This is a genomic window from Candidatus Poriferisodalis sp., assembly GCF_965214215.1.
Taxonomy (GTDB): Bacteria; Actinomycetota; Acidimicrobiia; order Acidimicrobiales; family Poriferisodalaceae; genus Poriferisodalis.
The window spans coordinates 2,408,843-2,430,608 of record NZ_CBDCBD010000003.1 but is presented as its reverse complement, the minus strand read 5'-3'; the positions used below and the strand labels follow the sequence as shown (position 1 = coordinate 2,430,608).

At 67.7% G+C, this 21,766-nt stretch carries 19 protein-coding genes; 7 read left to right on the top strand and 12 right to left on the bottom strand.

The window, feature by feature from the left end:
• Window positions 1-2 precede the first annotated feature (2 nt).
• Window positions 3-590, bottom strand: a complete 588-nt coding sequence (locus ACOOF5_RS13260; protein ID WP_420439894.1) for a GGDEF domain-containing protein — start codon at window positions 588-590, stop codon at window positions 3-5.
• Here ACOOF5_RS13260 and ACOOF5_RS13255 point away from each other — a divergent pair.
• Window positions 583-1,431 carry a fumarylacetoacetate hydrolase family protein gene (locus ACOOF5_RS13255; protein WP_420439892.1) on the top strand — a complete coding sequence of 283 codons (849 nt, stop codon included), beginning with the start codon at window positions 583-585 and terminating at the stop codon, window positions 1,429-1,431. The two genes, ACOOF5_RS13260 and ACOOF5_RS13255, sit on opposite strands and share 8 nt — an antisense overlap.
• Window positions 1,432-1,443: 12 nt before the next feature.
• The gene (locus ACOOF5_RS13250) at window positions 1,444-2,391 is read left to right on the top strand and encodes a DNA-3-methyladenine glycosylase family protein (protein WP_420439890.1); all 948 of its coding nucleotides are present in this window, start codon (window positions 1,444-1,446) and stop codon (window positions 2,389-2,391) included.
• A gap of 4 nt (window positions 2,392-2,395) precedes the next feature.
• Here the strand turns inward: ACOOF5_RS13250 and ACOOF5_RS13245 are convergent, their stop codons facing one another.
• Window positions 2,396-4,171: an acyclic terpene utilization AtuA family protein gene (locus ACOOF5_RS13245; protein WP_420439888.1), complete on the bottom strand. Its 1,776-nt coding sequence runs from the start codon at window positions 4,169-4,171 to the stop codon at window positions 2,396-2,398.
• Window positions 4,172-4,291: 120 nt separating this feature from the next.
• On the opposite strand from ACOOF5_RS13245, the gene ACOOF5_RS13240 reads away from it, so the two are divergent.
• The gene (locus tag ACOOF5_RS13240) at window positions 4,292-4,981 is read left to right on the top strand and encodes an alpha/beta fold hydrolase (RefSeq protein WP_420439886.1); all 690 of its coding nucleotides are present in this window, start codon (window positions 4,292-4,294) and stop codon (window positions 4,979-4,981) included.
• On the opposite strand, the gene ACOOF5_RS13235 is transcribed toward ACOOF5_RS13240, so the two are convergent.
• From ACOOF5_RS13235 to ACOOF5_RS13205, 7 genes are all read right to left on the bottom strand, one after another.
• A complete protein-coding gene (locus tag ACOOF5_RS13235) occupies window positions 4,944-5,219 on the bottom strand; it encodes a DUF4031 domain-containing protein (protein WP_420439884.1) in 276 nt (91 codons plus the stop codon). The genes ACOOF5_RS13240 and ACOOF5_RS13235 overlap by 38 nt on opposite strands.
• A gap of 36 nt (window positions 5,220-5,255) precedes the next feature.
• Window positions 5,256-6,488: an AI-2E family transporter gene (locus tag ACOOF5_RS13230; protein ID WP_420439882.1), complete on the bottom strand. Its 1,233-nt coding sequence runs from the start codon at window positions 6,486-6,488 to the stop codon at window positions 5,256-5,258.
• A 69-nt stretch (window positions 6,489-6,557) separates the two neighbouring features.
• Window positions 6,558-7,364: an inositol monophosphatase family protein gene (locus ACOOF5_RS13225; RefSeq protein WP_420439880.1), complete on the bottom strand. Its 807-nt coding sequence runs from the start codon at window positions 7,362-7,364 to the stop codon at window positions 6,558-6,560.
• Window positions 7,361-9,019 carry a cation:proton antiporter gene (locus ACOOF5_RS13220; protein ID WP_420439878.1) on the bottom strand — a complete coding sequence of 553 codons (1,659 nt, stop codon included), beginning with the start codon at window positions 9,017-9,019 and terminating at the stop codon, window positions 7,361-7,363. The genes ACOOF5_RS13225 and ACOOF5_RS13220 overlap by 4 nt, the downstream gene beginning before the upstream one ends.
• A gap of 91 nt (window positions 9,020-9,110) precedes the next feature.
• A complete protein-coding gene (locus ACOOF5_RS13215; RefSeq protein WP_420439876.1) occupies window positions 9,111-9,926 on the bottom strand; it encodes an enoyl-CoA hydratase in 816 nt (271 codons plus the stop codon).
• A 107-nt stretch (window positions 9,927-10,033) separates the two neighbouring features.
• On the bottom strand, window positions 10,034-10,510 hold the full coding sequence (locus ACOOF5_RS13210; protein WP_420439874.1) for a peptidylprolyl isomerase: 477 nt from the start codon (window positions 10,508-10,510) through the stop codon (window positions 10,034-10,036).
• 91 nt (window positions 10,511-10,601) lie between these two features.
• On the bottom strand, window positions 10,602-12,320 hold the full coding sequence (locus tag ACOOF5_RS13205; protein WP_420439872.1) for an N-acyl-D-amino-acid deacylase family protein: 1,719 nt from the start codon (window positions 12,318-12,320) through the stop codon (window positions 10,602-10,604).
• A 334-nt stretch (window positions 12,321-12,654) separates the two neighbouring features.
• Here ACOOF5_RS13205 and ACOOF5_RS13200 point away from each other — a divergent pair, with 334 nt between their 5' ends.
• Window positions 12,655-13,275 carry a hypothetical protein gene (locus ACOOF5_RS13200; RefSeq protein WP_420439870.1) on the top strand — a complete coding sequence of 207 codons (621 nt, stop codon included), beginning with the start codon at window positions 12,655-12,657 and terminating at the stop codon, window positions 13,273-13,275.
• A gap of 61 nt (window positions 13,276-13,336) precedes the next feature.
• Here ACOOF5_RS13200 and ACOOF5_RS13195 read toward each other — a convergent pair whose 3' ends face one another.
• Window positions 13,337-14,701, bottom strand: coding sequence for a M20/M25/M40 family metallo-hydrolase (locus ACOOF5_RS13195; RefSeq protein ID WP_420439868.1), 1,365 nt, complete (start codon window positions 14,699-14,701; stop codon window positions 13,337-13,339).
• 178 nt (window positions 14,702-14,879) lie between these two features.
• Between ACOOF5_RS13195 and ACOOF5_RS13190 the strand changes: the two genes are divergently transcribed.
• The 3 genes from ACOOF5_RS13190 to ACOOF5_RS13180 all read left to right on the top strand — a co-directional run bounded on the left by ACOOF5_RS13190 (window position 14,880) and on the right by ACOOF5_RS13180 (window position 18,312).
• Complete coding sequence (locus tag ACOOF5_RS13190; RefSeq protein ID WP_420439866.1) at window positions 14,880-16,013, top strand: acyl-CoA dehydrogenase family protein; 1,134 nt, start codon at window positions 14,880-14,882, stop codon at window positions 16,011-16,013.
• A 149-nt stretch (window positions 16,014-16,162) separates the two neighbouring features.
• Entirely contained in the window at window positions 16,163-17,446 is a 1,284-nt protein-coding gene (locus tag ACOOF5_RS13185; RefSeq protein WP_420439864.1) for an LLM class flavin-dependent oxidoreductase, read from the top strand.
• Window positions 17,443-18,312, top strand: a complete 870-nt coding sequence (locus ACOOF5_RS13180) for an alpha/beta fold hydrolase (RefSeq protein WP_420439862.1) — start codon at window positions 17,443-17,445, stop codon at window positions 18,310-18,312. Before ACOOF5_RS13185 ends, ACOOF5_RS13180 begins: the two co-directional genes overlap by 4 nt.
• On the opposite strand, the gene ACOOF5_RS13175 is transcribed toward ACOOF5_RS13180, so the two are convergent.
• The gene (locus ACOOF5_RS13175) at window positions 18,309-19,232 is read right to left on the bottom strand and encodes an alpha/beta hydrolase fold domain-containing protein (RefSeq protein ID WP_420439860.1); all 924 of its coding nucleotides are present in this window, start codon (window positions 19,230-19,232) and stop codon (window positions 18,309-18,311) included. The genes ACOOF5_RS13180 and ACOOF5_RS13175 overlap by 4 nt on opposite strands.
• Window positions 19,233-19,280: 48 nt before the next feature.
• Entirely contained in the window at window positions 19,281-21,701 is a 2,421-nt protein-coding gene (locus tag ACOOF5_RS13170) for a penicillin acylase family protein (protein ID WP_420439858.1), read from the bottom strand.
• Between the last annotated feature and the right edge of the window lie 65 nt (window positions 21,702-21,766).

The window sequence follows — 21,766 nt, the reverse complement described above, 5'->3', positions numbered from 1 at the left end:
CCCTAGCGCGGCATTGGCTCGGCAACCTCGAGCCGGGAGGGGCCGAGCGAGCGGGCGACGAACAGCGCGGCGTAGGCACGGTCGCGCAATTCGGCTGCTTCGAGGGCATGGGTGGGATAGCTGGCAACGCCCATCGAGAGCGTGACGCCGGTGTTATACGAGCGCGCGGCGACCTCACGGCGAACCCGATCGGCGGCCCACACCGCACCGCCGTGAGGCGTGTCGTCGAGGATTGCGGCCAGAAGCCCGCCGGTGCAATGGCACACGCTGTCGGACTCGCGCAGCGTGCCACGCACCAAGCGTGCCGCGAGCCGTTGAGCGACCCGGGCCTGTGTGCCGCTGAGCTCCTCGAATCCGTCGACTTCGAAGAACACCACCGAAAGCGGCTGCAGGGCGCGCCGAGCCAACGCCAGCTTGCGGTCGATCAGGAGCGCGAAGACACGCACGTCGGGGAGTCCCGTGACGGGATCCAGCACAGAGTCGAATACGCCGGGGGTAGAGCCCCCGGCGCCATGGCGAGCCATGGCGTGCCAGAGTGCCACCTTCAAGCGATCCGCACAATGCCCGCTGTAGCGTCGGCGCATGCGCATCGCACGACATCTCCTTGACGGCCAGCCGGCGCTAGCCATCGTGACCGACGACGGCCTAGCGACACTGCAGACCGCCCACACCGACCTGACCTCGCTGCTCGACGCCTGCGACGGCAACGTGGTGGCTGCGGTCGACGCCATGGCGACGGGCGCAGTGACGCCGCTCGACGAGGCCGACCTGCTCTCACCTGTAGGGCGCCCGCCAACCGTCCTCGCTGTCGGGCTCAACTATCGGGCTCATGCAGCCGAGGGCGGTCGGGAGCCCCCATCGGTGCCGATCATCTTCAACAAGCACCACAACTGCATCGTCGGACCCGGCGACCCGATCCACATCCCCGCGGCCGCGCCCGACGTAGTCGACTACGAGGGAGAACTGGCGATCGTCATCGGGCGCGCTGCCCGGGCCGTGTCGGCGGCCGATGCGCCCGACTACATCGCCGGCTACACGATCATGAACGATGTCAGCGTGCGGGATTGGCAGCGTGCGAGCCCGACGATGATGATGGGCAAGTCGTGGGACACCCATGGGCCGTGCGGCCCGTGGATGGTGACCAGCGATTCGATTGACCCGCACGGGTGCCGCCTCGTCACCGAGGTCAGCGGCGAGGTCCGCCAAGACTCCAAGACCGACGATCTCATCTTCAACTGCTACGAGATCGTCGAGCACCTCTCGACGGCGTTCACGCTGGATCCGGGCACGATCATCGCCACGGGAACGCCGGCTGGTGTGGGTCTGTATTTCGACCCGCCGCGCCTGCTCAGCCCGGGCGACGAAGTGTCCATCACGATCGAAGGCATCGGCACGCTGACAAATCCCGTCATCGCGGAGCCCAACGCCTAGACAGCACTTGTGATGCCGTCGGGCCCCGGCACAGCCGCCGCATCGGGAACGGCGCAGCCCGACGTGCGGGAGCGTTTCGAGTTCAGCTTCTCCGTGGATGCAGGAAAGGCACTCGGACGCGTGGGCGGCAAGGGCACCTTGGGGCCGGTGCTCTACGACGGCCCGGTGATCTGGCGGGCCACCGACACGCCCGCAGGCGAGGCCACGCTGCACATCACTCGTGCCGGACACGCTGCTGATGTCGCCGGGTGGGGACCGGGCGCGGCCGATGCCGTCGCCGGAGTGCCGGCGCTGATGGGCGCTCACGATGAGCCTGCGGCCCTCGTCCCCCACGACAGCATCGTTGCGGGCTGGGTCCGTCGCTGGCCGCAGCGCCGCCTCACCGCTACCGGCACGGTCTGGGAGCATGTCGTTCCAACGGTGTGCGGCCAGAAGGTTCCCGGGCTCAACGCCCGGAACTCATGGCAGGGCATCCTGCGGCGATGGGGTCGCCGCCCGCCCGGACCGGCGCCGGACAGGCTCCGCTTGCCGCCTGCCCCCGAGTTCATGGCGTCGCTCGCCTACCACGAATTTCACCGCTTCGACATCGAACGCCGGCGCGCCGAGGCAATCATCGCCTTCGCCCGGCGGGCCGGCACGCTCGAGAGCGTGGCACGGCTGTCGCCCACCGAGGCCCGCGACCGCCTGCAAGCCGTCAGGGGCATCGGACCGTGGACTGCGTCAATCGTCGTGCTGCTCTGCCACGGCGACCCCGATTCGGTGATCGTCGGCGACTACCAGATTCCCAACTACGTCACCTGGCACCTGGCCGGGGAGCGGCGCGGCGACGACGCCCGGATGCTGGAACTGCTCGAGCCCTACCGCGGCCAGCGTGCCCGTGTGCAAGGACTGGCCAAGTCCGCCGGTGCACCCCCGCGCCACGGCCCACGAATGTCGCTGCAAGACCTGCAGGGGCGATAGCCGGCTAGCCCAGCAGAGCCTCAGGAATCTCGACCAGCTTGGCGCGCAGGTATTCCCCCAACGCCTTCGCCTGTGGGTCTTGCCGGGTCGACGCAGCCACGCCTTCTTCCAGCAGCCCGTGGAAGATGAAGTTGAGGCTCCAGATATTTGGCAGGTCATAGCGATCTACCCGGTGCTCGGCCGCTTCGGGCATGAGCTGCGCAAGCCGTTCGACGGTCAAGAAGTCGGACAGCCACCAGAAGGCCTCAGCCGAGCGGGCGAAGATCCCCAGATTCGCATTCGGGCCCTTGTCGCCCGAGCGTGTGCCGTACAGCGTGCCGAGCGGCACCATGCGTGTCGGCCCGCTCGCGGGCGCTACCCGCTCGGGAGGCGCCACCGCCACTCCGGGGAAACTGGCGTCGGGAGGGGTGCTGTCGACCACCGTCCGCCGGCCGTCCACCACAACCTGCATGGGAACCAGCTCCGCGTCTACCAGCGCGGGCCAGTACACCCCGAAGGGCTGGCCCGGACCGGGGCCTCCGCCTGTGCCGAACATCCCAGGAATCGAGCACAGGCCGATCTCGACGCCTGCATTCGAGAACGCACGGCCGACCTTGCGCTCGTCGGGGTCCTTCACGACGATCTTGTAGACGGCGACGGCTTCCTCGTTGGTGCCGGGGTCGGCCTTGTGCGTCGGCAGGAACTTGCGCACCACGGTCTCGTAGTCGTCAGGGCTATAGGGGCACGCATGCCAGAACTGGCGCTCGATGAGTTCGGCCTTTGCCTCGATGTCGAGGCCAGTCAGCCCGACGGAGATCTGGTTGCGGAATCCGCCCTGATAGTTCATGGCCACTTTGAGCGTGGGAGGTGCGGGCTCGCCGCGGACACCGCTGATGCGGACCCGGTCGCGCCCGATCTGGGTCAGCTCGATGGTGTCGAAGCGGCTCACCACATCGGGGTTGAGGTAGCGCTCGCTCTGGATCTCGTACAGCAACTGCGAGGTGATCGTGCCGACCGACACCTCGCCGCCGGTGCTCGAGTGCTTGCCGATCACGCTGGAGCCGTCCGCTGCCACCTCGGCCCACGGAAATCCCGGATGGGTCATGTCGGCGATCTCGGTGAAGAAGCTGTAGTTGCCACCCGTGGCCTGCCCGCCGCACTCGATCACGTGCCCCGCAACGATCGCGCCGGCCAGCCCATCCCAGTTGTCACGGCTCCAACCGTGATGCCACGCCGCGGGCCCGGCCACGACGGCTGCATCGGTGGCGCGCCCGGTGATGACGATGTCAGCACCCTGATGCAGGGCCTCCACGATTCCCCAGCAGCCGATGTACGCGTTCGCAGTCACGATCCGATCGGCCAGCTCGCCCAAAGGCTGACCGGTGTCGAGATGGGCGAAGTCGTTTCCCGCCGTGATCAAATCGCCCAAGCGGTCCGTCAGGTCGTCGCCGTCGACATAGGCGATGGACGGGTTGAGGCCCAGCCGGTCCGCGACCTCGGCCACGGCGTCAGCGCACCCCGAAGGATTCAGACCCCCGGCGTTGGTCACCACCTTGATGCCCCGGTCCAGGCAGGTGCCCATGACCTCCTCCATCTGGGTGACGAACGTCCGGGCGTAGCCGGCGCCGGGCCGCTTGGCCGCGATACGCGACAGGATCAGCATGGTCAGCTCGGCAAGCCAGTCGCCCGTGAGGGCATCGATAGGGCCACCGGTGACCATCTCGCGAGCGGCAGCGAGGCGATCCCCGAAGAAACCGCTGCAGTTGGCAATCCGAATGGGCGGCGCAGTCGTCGTGCTCATGTGGGGTGCTCGCCTTCTTCTATCGGGAGACTCAGGTTCTGTTCGGGGCTCGGGCGGGTGGCGCCTCGGTGCCCAATGTTCCGGTGCAGGGTAGGTCACCGCTCTGCCAGACTTCCCGCCATGGCGAACCCCGTGCTCCTGCTCCACGGCTTCACTGGCTCGGTGGCGAGCACCTGGCAGCCGACCGGGATCATCGATCTGCTGACCGACGGCGGGCGCGAGGTCATCGCGTGGGATCTCCCTGGGCACGGCTCGGCGCCGAAGCACCACGATCCCGCCGGATACGCCGACATGGAATCCAAGCTGGTCGAGCGGCTCGCCTCGGAGTTCGGTGATCAAACTGTCGACGGCGTCGGCTTCTCGATGGGATCACGCACGCTGCTGGTCATGGCGGCGATGGCACCCGAGCGCTTCGGTCGCCTGGTCGTCTCAGGCGTCGGCCGGAACCTGTTCGAACGCGACGACGAACAGGCCGAACGAATCGCGCGCGGCGTCGCCGGCGAAGCCGAGGCCGATGATGTCCACGCCCAGACCTTCGCCCGCTATGCCGCCGAGCCGGACCAGGACGGCCAAGCGCTGGCGGCATTCATGCGCCGCAAGCACGCACCGCTCGGCGCCGCCGAGTTCGCACGCATCACCCATCCGGTGCGAGTGGTCCTCGGCACCGAAGACTTCGCAGGCCCCGCGGATCCGCTCCTCGACGCCTTGGGGGATGCTTCATTCACCGGTCTGCGTGGCTGCGATCACTTCGCCACGCCCAAGAACTTCGGCTTTATCGACGCGGTGATGGAACACCTCGAGGTTTTCTGAGCCCCGCGGCCCGCAGCCGCGACACCAGCTCACGGCTGTTCACAGCGACGGCGCCCGCCCGCAGCGCCAGCTCCCGCTCCGTCTCATCGACGTCGTAGTGGTCACCCTGGAAAGCAGCGCGCCGCTTGCCGATGAGAGCTGCGAACCGGTGCAGCTCGTCATAGCTCTCGTCGGAGACGAGGTGGGCCCAGCGGCGGCCGCGCCACGGCCACAGAGCATCGTCGACGAGGATGGTCACCGGACCAGCTTGGCGCACGAAAGCGCGCGCGGTGGCTCAGCTCGCCGGCGGCGGATCGGACTCAGCCGCCGAACCTGCATCCGCAGATTCAGCGCGGCCACCGCAAGCCGGCCCGTTCTGTTCACCAGCGTCGTCCGGCTCGCCAGTTTCAACCGGCGCTGCCTGGGGCGTATCGAACATCTCCGATTCGATGAGCTCGTGGCGCGAGATGTACGTCGACACGAACGCTTGAATGGTCGCCGCCGCAGGTACAGCCAGCAGCGCCCCGACAGAACCCAGCAGCGCAGCGCCCACGAGCACCGAGCCGAACGCCACCGCCGGATGGATGTTCATGGTGTGAGCGGTGACCCGAGGCGACAGGACGTAGTTCTCGAGCTGTTGGTATGCCAAGACCACGATGACGACCCAGATCGCCGACACCGGATTGTCGAGCAGCGCGATGAGCAACGGCAACAAGCCCGCCAGGTACGTGCCCACCACCGGTACGAACTGCGAGAGCACGCCCACCCACATCGCCAGCGGCAGCGGTGACGGCACACCGATGATCGCGAACGCGGCCCAGTGGACCAAGAACGCCGCAATCGCGAGCAGTGTCCGCGAGTAGATGTACCCGCCCGTCTTGTCGATAGCCAGCTCCCAGCCCCGCAGCACGACCGCCTGCCGCTCCGCGCGCAGCGCCGAGCACACAAGACGACGCAACCGGGGGCCTTCGGCGACGAGATAGAACGTGAACAGGGCGACGGTGAACAGCTGCAACGCGACGTTGATCGCCATCGACCCGACCGACACCAGGTTGCCCGCTACGTCGCTCAGCAGCGACGCAGCAGTGCCGCCCTCGGTGAACTGAGCCGCCAGATCGTCGGTGCTGAGCTGGATGCCGAACTGCTCGTCGGCCCACTGTTCGATGTCGGCCAAGTAGCCGGGCGCGTCATCGATGAGCTTGTTGATCTGCTCGGCGAGCACCGAGGCAATGGCCGCTCCGAAAGCCGCTGCGGCCAGGGCGGAGAACAAGAAGACAGCAGCGGTGCCGAGGCCCCGCTTGAGACCTTTGCCGGCCAGCCAGTTCACCGCCGGCTCCATCGCGAAGGACAGGAACAACGACACCAGCAGCACCATCAGCAGATCGCGCAGCTGCTCGAGCAGCCACGCCGCGGTCGCCAGACCCACCACTGCGAACATGGCGCCGACAATCGCGCGCGGCACCCAACGCGGCATGCGGTCGCGCTCAGGGAGTTCAAGTTCTGCGCGTCGACGTGCTTCACTCGCCATGCACAACCCCCGTGGGCGTCATCTTGCCGCCTGACCCTCGGGTTTCACCCGCGCCGCGAATGCCCGCGGTCATGGTCCCGACACCTGCATCGCAGCCACTACGTCGTCATGGATGACACCGTTGCTGGCGATCCCGTTGCGGTTGCGATAGTCGGGTTGGCCCGCAACGTCGCTGAAGCGGCCGCCGGCTTCAGACAGGATCACCGGCATCGGCGCCAAGTCCCACGTCTCGCAGACCGGGTCGATCATGGCCTCCGCCTGACCGGTTGCGACGAGGAAGTAGCCGTAGGCGTCGCCCCATGTGCGCATCATCGCGCCAGCGGAGCGCAGCGCCCCAAATTGGGAAGGCTCAAAGGTGTTGTAGTCGGAGGTGTTGACGAGCGCGCCGCGGAGATCGGGGTGATCGCTCACCGTGCAGCGGTGGTCGCCGAGCCAGCAGCCGGTGCCCCGTCCAGCGACGAGCGTCTGGTTGAGCGCCGGCAGATTGATCACACCCACCAGCGGACCGTAGGGATCCACCAGCGCCACGAGGGTCGCGTAGAGGGGGACGCCCCGCACGAAACCCCGGGTGCCGTCGATGGGATCGACAATCCATGTCCGGCCGTCCGGTCGAATTGCACCGCCTTCTTCCTCGCCGAAGATCGCGTCATCGGGAAACTGCTCGCCGATTCGTTCTCGGACGAGACGCTCGGCTGCCCGGTCTGCTTCGGTCACCTCGGTCCCGTCCCGCTTCCAGGTGACGCCGAGGTCGCGCCGGCCGAACCATCGCAGCGTGAGCGATCCCGCGGCAGTGGCAATGTCGCGAGCCGCGGCGACGAGATCTTCCCCCGCCCCCGGCGGGCTGTCGCGCGCAGAGCCCGGGGGCGGCGGGCTCACTCGCTTCGTCCGGGGCTCTGCCAGGGCAGGCGTCGGGGCCGCTGCCCACGCCCAGCATCAGGATCGGGCGATTTAGCATCGGATTCGGGTTGATTCAGCGGAAACGTCAGCACCGGCACCGACAGCTGGCGCGCGATCCGCTCTGCAGGCAACAGCACGAGGCGCGACGCGCCAGACGGTGGCCGCGGTGCGAACAGCACCACAAGGTCCACATGATGCTGGCCGCGCGAACGCACCACTGCACCGGTGAAGCTCTCGTTGCGCAGCGAGCGGAATTCGAAGTCGACATCACGGCTGCCGCAGAGCTCGCCGATCTTGACTGCGTGCGGCTCGTCGCGCTCCCCTGGCATCAGCACGACCAGCGACGACCGCCATCGTGCCGCCTGGTCAATCAGCCACTCGGGCAGCTCCACCGGGACAGGCGCCGCGATGAGCACACGGTGGGGCAACTCGAACTCTTCAGGCGCGGCGCCGTTGTCCTCTTCAGCAGAGGACCAGCTGCGCAAGTCCCGGGCGACAAGCAGCGGCCCGACCAGTTCGAACAGCACCACGGCGCCCAGCACCACCGTGGCCGCTTCTGCGCCCGGGTCGCCGAGCCGCTCCGACGCAATGACCGCCAGGCCCACAGCAACACCGGCCTGCGGTGTCAGGTTGACGCCCAGTCTCAGCGACTGCCGCCAGCCCAGGCCCCCCACCAGGCCGCCACCGAGGCCGCCGACGATCTTGGCTGCCACGCGCACGACGATGTACGCGACCCCCACCAAACCCGCCTTGGGCACGTCGGAGAGGTGGATCGAGGCGCCGGCCAGCGCGAAGAACAGCAGGTACAACGGCTGTTCGATGGTCTTGATCGTCCTGAACAGCCTCACCGAGAACGCCTGCGGGGACACCGTCGCCGCCGTAGCGCCGGCCACCAACGCGGCCAGCGGCAGCGAGATGTCTAACCAACCCGAGATCGTCCACCCGATCACGATGTGCACCAGCACGAATAGCAATAGCTCGCCTGAGGTCTCGATCTGAAAGCCCAGGCGCGAGATGAACCAGCCCCCGAGCAGTCCCAGCACTGCGCCGCCGATGCCGAGCTGAACGAAGTCGAGCATGGCGCTGCCGATGTCGGCGGCCTCGTCGGACAGCAGCAACGCAATGGGGAGAACTGCGGCAAACGTGGTCGTGGCCAAGGCGTCGGACACCGCGTGGGTACCGACGATGCCTGTGGGGTAGCTGCCCCTGGCGCGCACCGAGCTCACGATGTGCGCGATCGTCATCGGTGCACCAGCGCCCGCCAGCGCCCCGAGGACCAGCGCCACCGGTCGATCTGCGCCGAGCCTGCTCGTCACCCAAAAGACCGCGACCGCGCTCAAAGCGAATTGGACGACACCGGTGGTCAACGTCCACCGCGCCGCCCGCAGTGCACGTACCGACACCCGCTCGCCGATCACGAACATGAGCACCGCCAGCGCCACCTCGGTGACCGGGCGCAACGCAACCAGCGAAGGCGCGTCGATCAAATTGATCGCCGGCGGCCCCGAGGGGCCGAGCAAGGCACCGACGATGAGGAATGCGACCAGTTCGGGCAGGTGGTGGCGTGCCAGCAGTCGGCTGGCCAGATACGCCAGCCAAGCCAGAACCGCGAACGCGACGAGCGTCTCGTTCATCGCCCGCTCATATCACCCGTGACCTGCGGGCATCACGGTGGGGCAACGGCGGGCTGGTGTTGAAGGTGCCGGCGCGAGCTGGCACCGTTCACTAGCCGTCGGTGACGACCGGCTCGAAATTGGGATCGCGCTGTTCGACGAAACTCTGCACACCTTCCTTGAAGTCGGTGCGCCGCAGCGACTCGCGCATGAGGGCGTTCGACTCTTCAAGGGCATCGCTGCGGGCTTGGTCGAGCTGGCCCCATACCTGCCGCTTGATCTGCGCCATCGACCACGGCGCGCTGTAGCGGCCGAGATCGCGGGCGTAGCTGACTGCAGCGGAGAGCAGTTCGTCGCGCGGCACCACCTTGCTGACGACGCCCATCTCCTTGGCCTCCTCGGCAAGGAAGACCCGGCCGGACATGAGGATGTCCAACGCATGGGACGGACCGACGACCCGGGGCAGCATCCATGCCACGCCGTGCTCGGCAATGAGGCCTCGACGGGCGAACGCACTGGTGAACTTGGCTCCCTCGGCGGCGAACCGGACATCGCACATCATGGCGTGGACGAAGCCCAGCCCGGCGCATGCCCCATTGATCGCAGCCACGACCGGCTTGGGAATGGTCAGCGCATAGTCATGACGCTCGGCGCGCAGCCGTGGCGCATCTCCGCCGCTCTCTCCGCCGCCGCTGGAAATGCCCTGCAAGTTGTCCATATCGGCACCGGCGCAGAAGCCCCGGCCAGCGCCGGTCACCACGACGGCTCGGACGTCGGGGTCGGCTGCAGCCCGGTCGAGAGCGTCGAAGTAGCCGGTCCCCAGCTCACCCGTCCAGGCGTTCAGCCGCTCGGGACGGTTCAGCGTGACGACCGCCACGCCGTCGTCGACCTCGTACAGCACAGTGTCGTTCGTATTGCTGTCACTCATCTGAGTCCTCCTCGCGGATGCCGCTGCGGCAACGCTACTCGCGAAGCCTCGAAACCTCAGGAGCCGGCGGCCACATCACGAACGTGACCACGACCACCGCTGCCACGTCACGAACGTGGCAGCTCCTCCACGGTCACCGTGTCCATGGTGTCGCCGACCGCGATGCCGAGCGCCACGTCCATGCCCTCAGTCACGTGGCCGAACAGGTTGTAGGCGGGCTGCAGCTTGGCGCGGCAGTCGTCGATGCAGATGAAGAACTGGCTGCCGTTGGTGTCGGGCCCGGCGTTGGCCATCGCCACCGCACCCAGCGTGTATTCAGCCTTCACGGGCTCGTCGGCGAATCGGTATCCGGGGCCCCCGCGTCCCGAGCCCTCCGGGCATCCGCCTTGAATGACGAACTCGGGGACAACGCGATGGAACGTCAGCCCCGTGTAATAGCCGTCTTGTGCGAGGTTGACGAAGTTGTTCACCGTCACCGGCGCAAGCTGCGGGTCGAGGTCCATGACGATACGGCCCTTGGACGTGTCGAGCGTGACACGCCAGATCGCATCGGTGTTGATGTTCATTGCGGGTGCAGAAGCCATAGAGGCTGCGACGCTACCCGCAGCACGCCTGCAGTCGGGGCGGACGCAGGTCCGACCCCAGATGTGCCTTCGAAACCTCGAAGCGGTTTCCTCAGTCAGTGGAGCGGAGCGTCCGTCCAGCCAGCGAACCCGTGTGCTCGCCGTCGCGCATGAACACCTGCCCGTTCACCAGCGTGGCCTCATACCCGGCACCCTGCTGGATGTAGCGGCCCGCGCCACCCGGGAAGTCGTACACGTACTCCGGACCCGACAGCGAGAGGCGATCGACGTCGATGATGTTGACATCGGCGAACCGGCCGGCTTCAAGACGCCCCCGGTCGACCAGCCCGAACAGGTCGGCAGTGTCCGACGTGATACGGCGAACGCCTTCGGGCAGTGAGAAGAACCCGTTGTCGCGCACCCAGTGACTCAGGAAGAACGTGGGCTGGCTGGAGTCCATGATCTGGCCGACGTGGGCCCCGGCGTCTGCGAGTCCCATGACGATGGACTCATGGCTCAGCATCCGCTCGATGGCATCAAAGTCCTGATTCAGCACCGGCAGGCTGAGCATCACCGTTCCCTCGGAGCGATCGGTCGCGTCCAGGAACAGCTCCACCGGGGAGACGCCAGCAGCCGCGGCCTGCGCCTCGAGGGTGCCCTCGGGTCCGATCCGGTAGTTCGGGTTGACAGCGTCGAGCAGGTACAGCCGGCTCAGATCGACGAGCGAGTTCGCCATGCCCGTCGAATTGGACTCTGACGAGTTGGCCTCGGACACGAGTGCCGTACGAGTTGCCGGGTCGCGGATTGCCTCGAGGCGGCCGGCGACGTCGAGACTGCGCAGCGAGCGCCAAGTCTCGCCCGCTCGATCCCAGGGCGTGCGGTGCTGGATGCCCAACACGACACCGATGGCCCGGCAGGTGGTCTGGGGCCGCAGTTGCGCGCCGGCGGCGTTCTGTTCGGAGACGTACCCGAGCACGAGATCGCTCATCTCGGGCTTGCGGGCCGAGTACACCAAGCCGAACGTGCTGGGCTGGCCGCTGCGCCGCGTGATCTCGCCGAGCACTTCGATCTCGTGGCGGCCCCCCGCGAAGTCGGGCCCGGCTGCTTCGAAGCGCGGTGCCGATTCGAACACGCCCCGGCCGTGGCGGCCCAAGACATCGCCGAATGCGTACAGCTCGTTGTCGTCAGCAAACGTGCCGGGGATCGGACGACCGTCGGGCGTGCGGTGCAGCAGCGTGCGCGACGTCGAGAATCCCAGCGCGCCGGCCCCCATCGCCTCGTCCACCAGCTCGCACATCGCTGCGACCTGCGACTCCGACGCGGGGCGCTCGTCGAGGCTGTCGGGGCCCATCGTGTGCCAGCGCACCGCGACATGGCCGACCATGCCGCCGACGTTGATGCCCTTGGGCATGCCGTCCAGGAAGGCCAGATACTCGCCATATGAGCGCCAGTCCCATGGCAGGCCCTGCATCATCGATTGCTTCGGGATGTCCTCGACCGACTCCATGACCTCGGCGATGTACTCGATGTCCTCGGTTTTGACGGGAGCGAACGTGACCCCGCAGTTGCCCATGACCACCGAGGTAACGCCGTGCCAGCACGAACTCGAACCGATGGGGTCCCACGCAAGCTGGGCGTCGAGGTGAGTGTGGATGTCGACGAAACCGGGCGTGACGACCTTGCCGGCTGCATCGATCTCGGTGCGCCCGGGCGCCTCGACCTCGCCGACGGCGGTGATCCGTTCGCCGTCGATGGCGACATCGACGGCCTTGGCATCGCCGCCGGTCCCGTCGACCACCAAGCCGCCTCGTATGACTGTGTCGTGGGACATCGCGCGCTCCCCTTCGTGTGAGGTCTCGACCGCCGAGCTTAGAGGCAGCGCCGTTGGCGAACCTGTTTCGACACGCGACCTCGGTGCCCGCGCGTATTCCCGTCTCCATGCGATTGGACTCACGGACCGCTCGCGCCACTGGTGCCTGCAGCTGGCCTTCGGGCCGGTGGCGCCGCGCCCCGGTGCTGGCTTCGGTACTCTCGACGGGATGCCGACTCCCCTAAGGGGTGTAACTGGAAGGGCGACTGCCGTGCACCAACTCGACTCCCCACGCAGCTTGACGCGAGGCAACTCCGCACGATGGCGTGCTCTTGCCGTGGCGCTGGCTGCTGCGATGCTGGTCAGCTCTTGCGGTCTGCTCAGCGATGACGAAACCGACGCGACTACGACGACAGCCGCCTCCGACGAGATGATGTCGGACACAGAAACCGAGACTGCCACGATCGTCACGGCTGCGCCGCCGACCACCGCCGACACCATGGCCGAAGACGATGCGTCGGGTTCCAACGTGACGCTCGAATCGAAGCTGTCGACTGCGGGTCTGGGGCCGGTGCAGATCGGGCACACGCTTGACGACGCCCGCGAGGCCGCCGGCGCGCTGATGATCGCCGTCCCCGGCGGCACCGACGCGTGCCGCTATTTCACGGTCCAGAACGGTCCCGCCGGTGTCCGGTTCCTGGCCGCCAACTCCGAGATCGTGCGAGTCGACATCGATTCCGGTCCGATCACGACGATCTCGGGCTACGGCATCGGCTCCACGCAGAGCGAGATCATCGAGGCCTTCGGCGACAGGATCGAAGACGGGCCCGGACTCTCAGCGATCCAGTACGTACCGGTTGACGCTCCCGATGTCGACAAGCGGGTCGTGTGGGAAGTCGACGAAGCCGGAGCGGTGATCTCGCTGCGCGCCGGACGCCTCCCCCACATCGAGTCCCGGGTGGCCTGCACCGGCTGAGCACCCTCAGCCCTGAGCCCTCCGAGCCGCCGCGACGCTCGCAGCCCGGCGGGGCTCCACGTCAGCGGGCGGCGATATCGCCCAGATTCTCGATCACGTCGATCCACAGTTGCGTGGTGAGTGCCAGCGATTCGGTGTCGACGCGCTCGTCATTTCCATGGAATCGCAACATGAAGTCGTTGGAGTTGACCCGGTCGCTGAACAGACCGGCCCCGTAGGCCACGGCGCCTTTCATCCGGAAGAACCGAGCGTCGGTCGCGCCCACGATCAGCTGCGGGATCACAGGTGCGCCCGGATGCGCCTTGGCCACCAGGTCGCTCAGCAGCTGCCACATCGGCGTGTTCGTCGGCGAGAAGCTCGCCGGGTCGTCGTGCAGATGCTCGATCTCGACCTCGTCGAAGAGCTCGCCGAGTGCAGCTCGCAGGTGCTCGTTGACCTCGGTGGGGTCGCCGGGCGCAGTGCGAATGTCAACTTCGATGTCGACCTGGTCGGGAATGATGTTCGTCTTGTTGCCCCCGCCGACGACGTTGGGGCTGAACGTGGTGTGGCTGCACGCATGCAGGTGACGTGCCAGGCCCGGCGAATCCATGCCGGCGACGGTGTCGTAGACCTGTGCAGGGTCGAGCAGCGCTTCGCGGGTGTCGTCGTCCACCACCAGCGTGGAGACGTGGTGCTGCCACATCTCGGTGAGCTGCGGCGCCGGCCGGTACTCGGCAATCCGCCGGACGATCTCGGCCGCCTTGATCAGGGCGTTGTCGGTGCCGAACGGCATCGAGCCATGACCGGGCGTCCCCCGCACAGTGAGCCGACGCCATCCGATGCCTTTCTCGCCGGCTGCGAGCGTGATCTTGGTGCCCTGGGGCGTGTGGTTCGGCATTCCGCCGAACTCGGTGAGGACGTAGTCGCACTCGATGGCGTCCCAGTGGTGCTCGGCCATCCATTTGGCGCCGTAGGTGCCGCCCGCTTCCTCGTCGGCCACGCCGAAATAGATGACGTCACCTCGAGGGCGGTAGCCGCTGCGGGCGATGTGGCGGAATGCCACCGCCATCGACGACGTGAGGTTGAGCATGTCGACCGCGCCGCGTCCCCACACCTCGCCGTCCACCAACTCGCCGCCGAACGGGTCACGGCTCCAGCCATCCGCGTTGACCGGCACCACGTCGGTGTGACCCATCAGGCACAGCTTCGGTGCGGCCGGATCAGTGCCGGAGATGCGTGCCACAAGCGAACGGCGGCCCGGTTCAGACTCGAAGCTCTGCAGGTCTACGTCGGGACCTTCGAGATAGGTCTCGAGCAGATCGCTGTTGCGCACCTCTTCACCCGAAGCGACCGTCCCGTCATTGACGCAGGCATTGCGAATCATCTGCTGGAGGAGCTCGATGGTCTCATTGGTCAGCGCGGGATCGGTGTGGTCAAGGTCGGCCATGGCAGCGATGCTAGGGCCTGGGCCGACGGGCGAATCCGTGGCCGCAGCGCCCCAGAGCGCACATCGATGACGGCATTGCCGGGTCACCCCACGGCTACCGTGACCACAGCGACGACGGCGCGCCAAAGAGCAACGCGCGCCGAAGAGCACGGCGCGGCGGATGGCGAGGAGAATCGACATGACACTCACGGCAAGCGGGACTGATACCGAACTCGACGCATTCCGTGCTGAGGCTGTGCAGTTCCTCGGCGAGGCAGTCGACTCCGGAGTGGCGTGCCCTGCGTACGGGGCGATCCTGGTGCCTGCGCTGCACGATCAGGCACGGCGATGGCAGCGGTACTGCTACGACCACGGCTGGGCCGGGCTGCATTGGCCCACCTCATTCGGCGGCCAGGGGCTGAGCCGGGCGCACACCGGCGTGTGGATGGAGGAGTGCGAACGGGCAGGCGTCGCGCCCTACCTGAACCTGCAGGGCATCGTGCTGGCAGGAGAAGCCATCCTGCGCACCGGCACCCAGCGCCAACGCGAGCAATTCCTGCGCCCGATCCTGACCGGGGAGATGCTGTGGTGCCAGCTGTTCAGCGAGCCCGGTGCGGGGTCTGACCTCGGCGGACTCGGAACGGCCGCTGTTGCCGACGGCAGCCGCTTCGTGCTGAACGGCCAGAAAGTCTGGTCGTCGAATGCGCAATTCGCCGAGTACGGCATATTGATGGCTCGCACGGAGCCCGATGCGCCCAAGCACCGTGGCATCAGTTTCTTCCTGCTTGACATGACCCTGCCCGGCATCGAGGTCCGGCCGATCACCCAGATGACCGGTGATCGCGAGTTCTGCGAGGTCTTCTTCGAAGATGTCTCGATGCCGGCAGATGCTCTGCTGGGCGAGCGCGGCGGCGGCTGGGGCGTCGCGATGGCGGTGCTCGAGGACGAACGGGGCGGAGCGGGCGCTTCGGGAGTCATCAGCCTGCGCAAGCGTCTGACCAAGATGATCGATGCGGCAGGCGACGCGGGGCCGCTCGGGAGGCAGTCGCTTGCCGATCTGCTCGCCCGTGGCAGCGCCCTCGCTGCGCTCATGGAGCTGCACGGCGCCGATCCACGCATGGCCCCGGTGTCCAAGCTCGCGAACAGCGAGCTCGGCTACGACGAAGTCGCGATCGGTGCCAGCCTGCGCGGCGCCGAGGCCATGCTCGCAGGCACCGAGACCGAGGCGTTCCTGTACGCACCGGGGATGCGCATCGCGGGCGGCACCAGCGAGATCCAGCGCAACATCATCGGTGAGCGGGTGCTCGGCCTGCCTCGCGAACCGTCCGTCTAGAGTCTGCAACCCGAGGAGTTCCCGCCAGTGCCTCAGCGCTCCTTCACGGCGTTGGTTCACGGTCGCAGCAGCCTTCCCGTCCGCATTGCTCGCCGTTGTCAGCCCAGGCTGTTGTCTCGCTCGAATCCAGTCACACAAGGAGTGCCCACATGACCGTGAAGTTCTGCTGGTTCAACTTGATGCCGTGGCCGGACCTGCCCGACGACTTCAAGACTGAGCACCGTTCGGTGTGGGTCGACATCGATGGGTCGCTGTTTGATCCTGAACGCGCCAACGGCATCTACCACGAGTACATGGACCAGCTCGAGTTCGCCGACGAGCTCGGCTTCGACGGCATCGGCGTCAACGAGCATCACCAGAACGCCTACGGCATCATGCCGAGCCCCAACATCATCGCGGCAGGGCTTGCGCGGCGGACCTCACAGGCGGCGATCTGCGTGATCGGCAACTCGATCGCCCTGTACAACCCGCCCCATCGGGTGGCCGAGGAATTCGCCATGCTCGACTGCCTCAGCGGCGGTCGGCTCGTGGCGGGTTTCCCGGTGGGCACCCCGATGGACACCAACTTCACCTACGGGCAGATCCCTGCGCTGACCCGTGAGAAGTACTACGAGGCGCACGACCTGATCATGGAGGCGTGGACCAATCCCGACGTGTTCGCCTTCGACGGCAAGTACACCCAGCTTCGGTATGTGAACTGCTGGCCGAAGCCGATCCAGCGGCCGCACCCGCCGATCTACATCCCCGGCGGGGGCTCGATCGAGACGTGGGACTTCTGCTTGGAGCACGAATACAACTACTCCTACCTCAGCTTCAACGGGTACCTGGCCGGCCAGACGCTCATGGACGGCTACTGGAACCGGGTTGCCGAGATGGACAAGTCGATGACGCCGGGCCGTGCCGGGTTCGCCCAGATCATCTGCACGGCGGCGACTGACGCCGAAGCGGAGGAGCTCTACAGCGAGCACATGCTGTATTTCTTCAACCGTTGCCTGCATGTTTTCCCCGGCTTTGCCGACCCGCCGGGCTACCGCACGGTCAAGACCATCCAGGCAGGCAAGCTCGACCAGTTCCGCAAGGAGAACCAGGCGCTGTTCAAGCGGCTGACCTGGAAAGACCTCGTCGAGGGCGGCTACGTGATCGCGGGCTCACCCGACACGGTCCGCGAGCGCATGGAAGACATGATCAAGCGGCTTCGCGTTGGCACCGTGTTCTGCCTGCTGCATATGGGCAACATGCCCGACTGGAAGACCCGCTACTCGAGCCAGCTGTTCGCAGAGAAGGTGATGCCGGGACTTCGCGGCATCTGGGGCGACGAGTTCGCCGACGCGGAGGACTGGTGGTGCAAGCCCATGGATGAGCGGGTGCGTCCCGAGGACACCATGGCCGACGCCCGCCGCTACCCCGAAGCACCCAAGGGACCCGTGGCGTGAGCGCGACCGAGCTGGATTCAGCTGACGCATCTCCTGCACCGGCCTTCGACGAGGTCGTCGTCACGACTAGGCGTTCGGTGACTGCGCCGGTGCGCGTCTACGAGCCTGCCGCCGGGGCGGCTGCCGGTACGGCGACGGTGCTGGCACTGCACGGCGCCGGCGGATGGCTGCCGGGCGAGCCCGTGCTCGACGGCCTGGCCGAATCCGGGCTGCGGGTGGTGGCACCGGTGTGGCCGGCGTGGAGCGAGCACGGCGACGAGGACCGCCTCTCAGACATGGCCGATTTTGCGCTGCACGGCTGGGACGTGGCCACCGAGATGGGGCTGCTGGAAGGCGACGAGCGCCTGCACCTGATGGGCCACTCCATGGGCGGCATGATCGCAGCCGAGATGGCGGCGCTGGCGCCCCAGTCGGTGGCTCGCATGGCCCTGCTGTGCCCCGCGGGAATGTGGCTGGGCGATCATCCGATCCCCGACATCTTCGCCATGCTCCCCTACCAGCTCGCCGAAGTGCTCTTCGCCGACCCCAACGTGGGCGAGGAAGTGCTGACCGGCGGCGCCGACTTCTCCGACAATGAGACGCTGACGCGGTTCATGGTGGCCCGGGCCCGCCAGCAGGGCATGGCCGGCAAGATCCTGTTCCCGATCCCGAACCGCAGGTTCTCCGAACGGGCCTACCGGGTGACCGTGCCCACACTGCTGGTGTGGGGACGCCAGGATCGGCTGATCCCGCCGGCCTACGCCGACGCGTGGCAGGCGGCGTTGCCCGACGCCAGCATCGAGTTGGTGGAAGGCGCCGGCCACATGCTGCCCTACGAGCAGCCCGATGCCGTTGTGGCGGCCGTCACGGCACATCTGCAGCGCTAGAGAAACGCTGCGAGGAAACCAGCAGCCGCTGCGAGCGCCTCGTCGGCCTCGGGCAGCGCGTGGTAATGCCAGGTGTGCCACATGCCGTCCCACAGGTCGAGGGTCACTTCGGTACCGGTGGCCCGGGGCGCCGCGGCCCGGCGTCGAAACTCGAACGCCTGAGCCGCGAGCGGCTCGTCGGCCCCTGCTTGGACGAGCACGGGCGGCAGCCCATCGAGCTCGGCACGCAGCGGCGACAGGCGGGGATCGGCAGGGTCGGCATCGCCGGTGTAGCAGTCGATGAGGCGGCGTCCCTCGTCATCGGCGGTCGGATTGCCAGGCACGGAAACGTGGTCCAGCAGCGGACTGAACAGCGCAACCGCGGCAGGCGGCACGCCTTCGGCAACGGCGATGATGGCGGCGCTGAGTGCGAGCGCCCCTCCGGATGAGTCGCCAGCGAGCGCCATCGGGGAGTCGTCGGCAGCGAGCGCGAAATACACCGCCAAGACGTCGTCCAGCGCTGCAGGGAACGGATGCTCAGGGGGCTGGCGGTAGTCCACCGAGACCACCCGCAGACCGCTGGCAGCGAGACGCGCAGTGATCGGGATCGCAACAGCCGCGCTGCCGAGCACGTAGCCGCCGCCGTGTGCATAGACGACCGTGGGTGCCTCAGCAGCCAAGAACGACCGGGCCTCCATTGCCGAACTGGCGACCAGGCACGGGATGCCGCCGATGACCTCTCGATGGTGCGGCACCACAGGGTCGTCGTCTTCGCCCCACAACGCGTTGGTGGCGGTCCGCCAGTTCGCGACCGCAGCATGGTCGGCCAGATCGGGCATCCCGATCGGCACCGACGGCCTGCGCCTTGACTTGTACGCGATGGCTTCGGGGGACAGCTCGCGCCGGCGAACGAACGGCGCAGCGTCCCGGTCAGCGCTCACCATGGGCACCTCGCGGCGCGCGTGCAGCGACAGCGCTGGGAGTCGGGACTAGATCTCGTGTTCATTCACCGTGACCGAGGCCACTGCTTGGGGGCTGTAGGCCATCGGGATCAGCTCGCAGTCGAGCCATGCTTGGCGCTGGTCGAGGTCGTGGCCGCTGCCGCGCACGCCCGACACGCCATGGGGGACCACCCAACCGGACTGATCCCAGTCGTCGAGGTCGAACACGTAGCGGGCGACCGAACCGTGAATGGCCCGCTCCCCTGTCTCTGGTGCCGTACCGCCCTGGCGCACGGTGTCGCCGTCGCCTGCGCAGCCGTCTACCGGCGGATGAAGGTCCCGCGCCGCAGCAAGCGCTGAGGCCAGAGGGTGAGGCGACGCCATCCGGTGCACCCGTCCCCACTCCCACAATTGGGGGTCTCCGCCGAGCCGCTGTTCGAGCTCGGCCGCGGCCTCGTCGACGCAAGCGCTGGCAGCCATGCGCCGGGCGATGGGGTTGTCGAGCCCGGGTACCACGTCGAGGTTGCGCTCGCAGAGCATGCGAGTGGCGGCACCTGCGGCCATACGGCTCGCTTCGGCGGCGGGTGGCCACCCAGCGGCGCCCAGTTCGGCGCCGGAGATGCCGAGCCGCTCGACGATGCCCTCGATGAGACGGCGCTTGATCACTGCGTAGACGGTCGCCGGCGGCGAGTCAGCGGTCATGGCGTGGTCCCAGTCAGCCAGCATGTCGAGCAGCGTGTGCGACAGCTCGTGGCCGCACTCGACCGCGTACTCGGTGATCAGGTCGAGCACTCTGGGGGCGACGAGCGAGGTCACGTCGGCGTGGACGGCGCTCATGTCCGCGACGGTTGCGTCGCTCATGGGCGCCAGCAGTTCGCAGATGCGGTCATGGCGGCTCGGGCCGGCGAAGTCCAGCGAGATGAACGGGCCGCTGTCGGCGGTGCGGTTGTTGGCAGTCACCAGGTAGCCCCTCGCAGGATCGCTCCATTGGGGCAGTTCCTCGAAGGGCACTTGCGCCAAGCCGTCCCAAGCGAACTCGTCGGTGCCGGCAACGGGGGTCCATCGGCTCGCCGGAGATCGCTCGATGACGCGGCCCCGGATCTTGAAAGCGATTGCGCCGGAGCGATCAGCCGCCAGCAGGTTGTTGACGGGCAGCACCCACGGCCGGACTGCCTCGACCAAATCGGCTGTGGAATCTGCGACAAGCATCGGCCAGATCGCGTCGAGCGTCGTGTCGGCACCGAACATGCCGGTCCACTGCATCGACAGTGCGACGCCGTCGGCGGGGTCGCCGAGCACCACCGGTCCTCTGGGCGTAGAACCGCACTGCAGCTCCACGGTCCCTTCGCCTCGAATGTCGAGCGTCTCGTAGCGCCATTGCACTGGCGTTCCGTCTGCGAGGCGGTACGAGGCGACACTCTCGCCGGCCTCCGCGGGGCCGGGCTCGAATCGCTCCACGAACACGTCGGTGTCGTCGCACATGCCGTGGGTGATGCCCCAGGCGACCTGGGGGTTGTGGCCGAAATGCGGGAAGCCGGGCACGCCGGGAAAGCCCATGCCGATCGCATCGAACTCGTCGCAGCGCAGGTGGCACTGGTGGTACACGTTCGGGAATTCGATGCCACGGTGCGGGTCGCCAGCCAGCAGCGGTTTGCCGCTGGCGGTGCGCTCGCCGCTCAGCGCCCATGAGTTGGACGCCCCGTCGGAGTCCATCGCCGCCGCCAAGGCCGCCATGTCGGCCGCACATGCATCGAGCACGCTCGCGGCGTCGGCGAGCAGATCGGGGCGCGGCCCGTCGCCGGCGCTGTCCGGTGGCTGCCCGTAGCCGGGGCTGTCTTGATGCTGCCCGTGACCGGGGCTGTCTTGATGCTGCCCGTGGCCGGGGCTGTATTGATGCTGCCCGTCACCGGGCACGATCGCCGAGTCAGCTTCGACGTCGCCCACCGTGGCCAGCACGGCTTCAGGACCTGCCTGGGCCATGATGCGGCCCCGCCACAGCTTGCGGGTGAGCGTTCCCATGAAGATGTGGCGCAGCTTGTAGACCGCCACGCAGTGCCACGGCGCCCACGGCTCGGGCGGTGCGGGGTGGTGCTCGAACTCGGCCGGCAGCGCATCACCGTGGTCAGCCAGCCAGCGATTGACACCCCGCGTGTAGGCCTCGCACATCGCCCGAGTGCTGGGCTGCAACGCCGCATAGTCGGCCTGGGAGATGGCAGCGAGCCCGAGCCGACGGAAGAAGGCATCCTCGCGTGCCCCGGCCATCCCGACCACTTCGGCCCAGCGTCCCAGCGCCCGCCTCCGGTCCCACTCCATTTGCCAGATCCGATCATCGGCAGCCACCCAGCCCTGCGCTGCGAACGCCGCATCGGCCGTCGAGGCCTCGATGTGGGCGATCCCCCACCGGTCGCGTCGGATGGTCGCGCCCAGCGCGCCAGCGGTTCCACCGTCTCGATCACTGCCGTGGGTCATGGCCGCCACGCTAGAACGCCAGACTTCCGGCAACAGCGTGTTCGCCAGCCTTGCGAGGAGCGCAT

Coding starts and splice junctions, on each gene's coding strand:
- ACOOF5_RS13210 (WP_420439874.1), bottom strand. CDS start 10,510: ATGGCTTCTGCACCCGCAATGAACATCAACACCGATGCGATCTGGCGT.
- ACOOF5_RS13200 (WP_420439870.1), top strand. CDS start 12,655: ATGCTGGTCAGCTCTTGCGGTCTGCTCAGCGATGACGAAACCGACGCG.
- ACOOF5_RS13230 (WP_420439882.1), bottom strand. CDS start 6,488: ATGGCGAGTGAAGCACGTCGACGCGCAGAACTTGAACTCCCTGAGCGC.
- ACOOF5_RS13245 (WP_420439888.1), bottom strand. CDS start 4,171: ATGAGCACGACGACTGCGCCGCCCATTCGGATTGCCAACTGCAGCGGT.
- ACOOF5_RS13250 (WP_420439890.1), top strand. CDS start 1,444: ATGCCGTCGGGCCCCGGCACAGCCGCCGCATCGGGAACGGCGCAGCCC.
- ACOOF5_RS13185 (WP_420439864.1), top strand. CDS start 16,163: ATGACCGTGAAGTTCTGCTGGTTCAACTTGATGCCGTGGCCGGACCTG.
- ACOOF5_RS13195 (WP_420439868.1), bottom strand. CDS start 14,701: ATGGCCGACCTTGACCACACCGATCCCGCGCTGACCAATGAGACCATC.
- ACOOF5_RS13215 (WP_420439876.1), bottom strand. CDS start 9,926: ATGAGTGACAGCAATACGAACGACACTGTGCTGTACGAGGTCGACGAC.
- ACOOF5_RS13170 (WP_420439858.1), bottom strand. CDS start 21,701: ATGACCCACGGCAGTGATCGAGACGGTGGAACCGCTGGCGCGCTGGGC.
- ACOOF5_RS13190 (WP_420439866.1), top strand. CDS start 14,880: ATGACACTCACGGCAAGCGGGACTGATACCGAACTCGACGCATTCCGT.
- ACOOF5_RS13255 (WP_420439892.1), top strand. CDS start 583: ATGCGCATCGCACGACATCTCCTTGACGGCCAGCCGGCGCTAGCCATC.
- ACOOF5_RS13220 (WP_420439878.1), bottom strand. CDS start 9,019: ATGAACGAGACGCTCGTCGCGTTCGCGGTTCTGGCTTGGCTGGCGTAT.
- ACOOF5_RS13240 (WP_420439886.1), top strand. CDS start 4,292: ATGGCGAACCCCGTGCTCCTGCTCCACGGCTTCACTGGCTCGGTGGCG.
- ACOOF5_RS13205 (WP_420439872.1), bottom strand. CDS start 12,320: ATGTCCCACGACACAGTCATACGAGGCGGCTTGGTGGTCGACGGGACC.
- ACOOF5_RS13260 (WP_420439894.1), bottom strand. CDS start 590: ATGCGCATGCGCCGACGCTACAGCGGGCATTGTGCGGATCGCTTGAAG.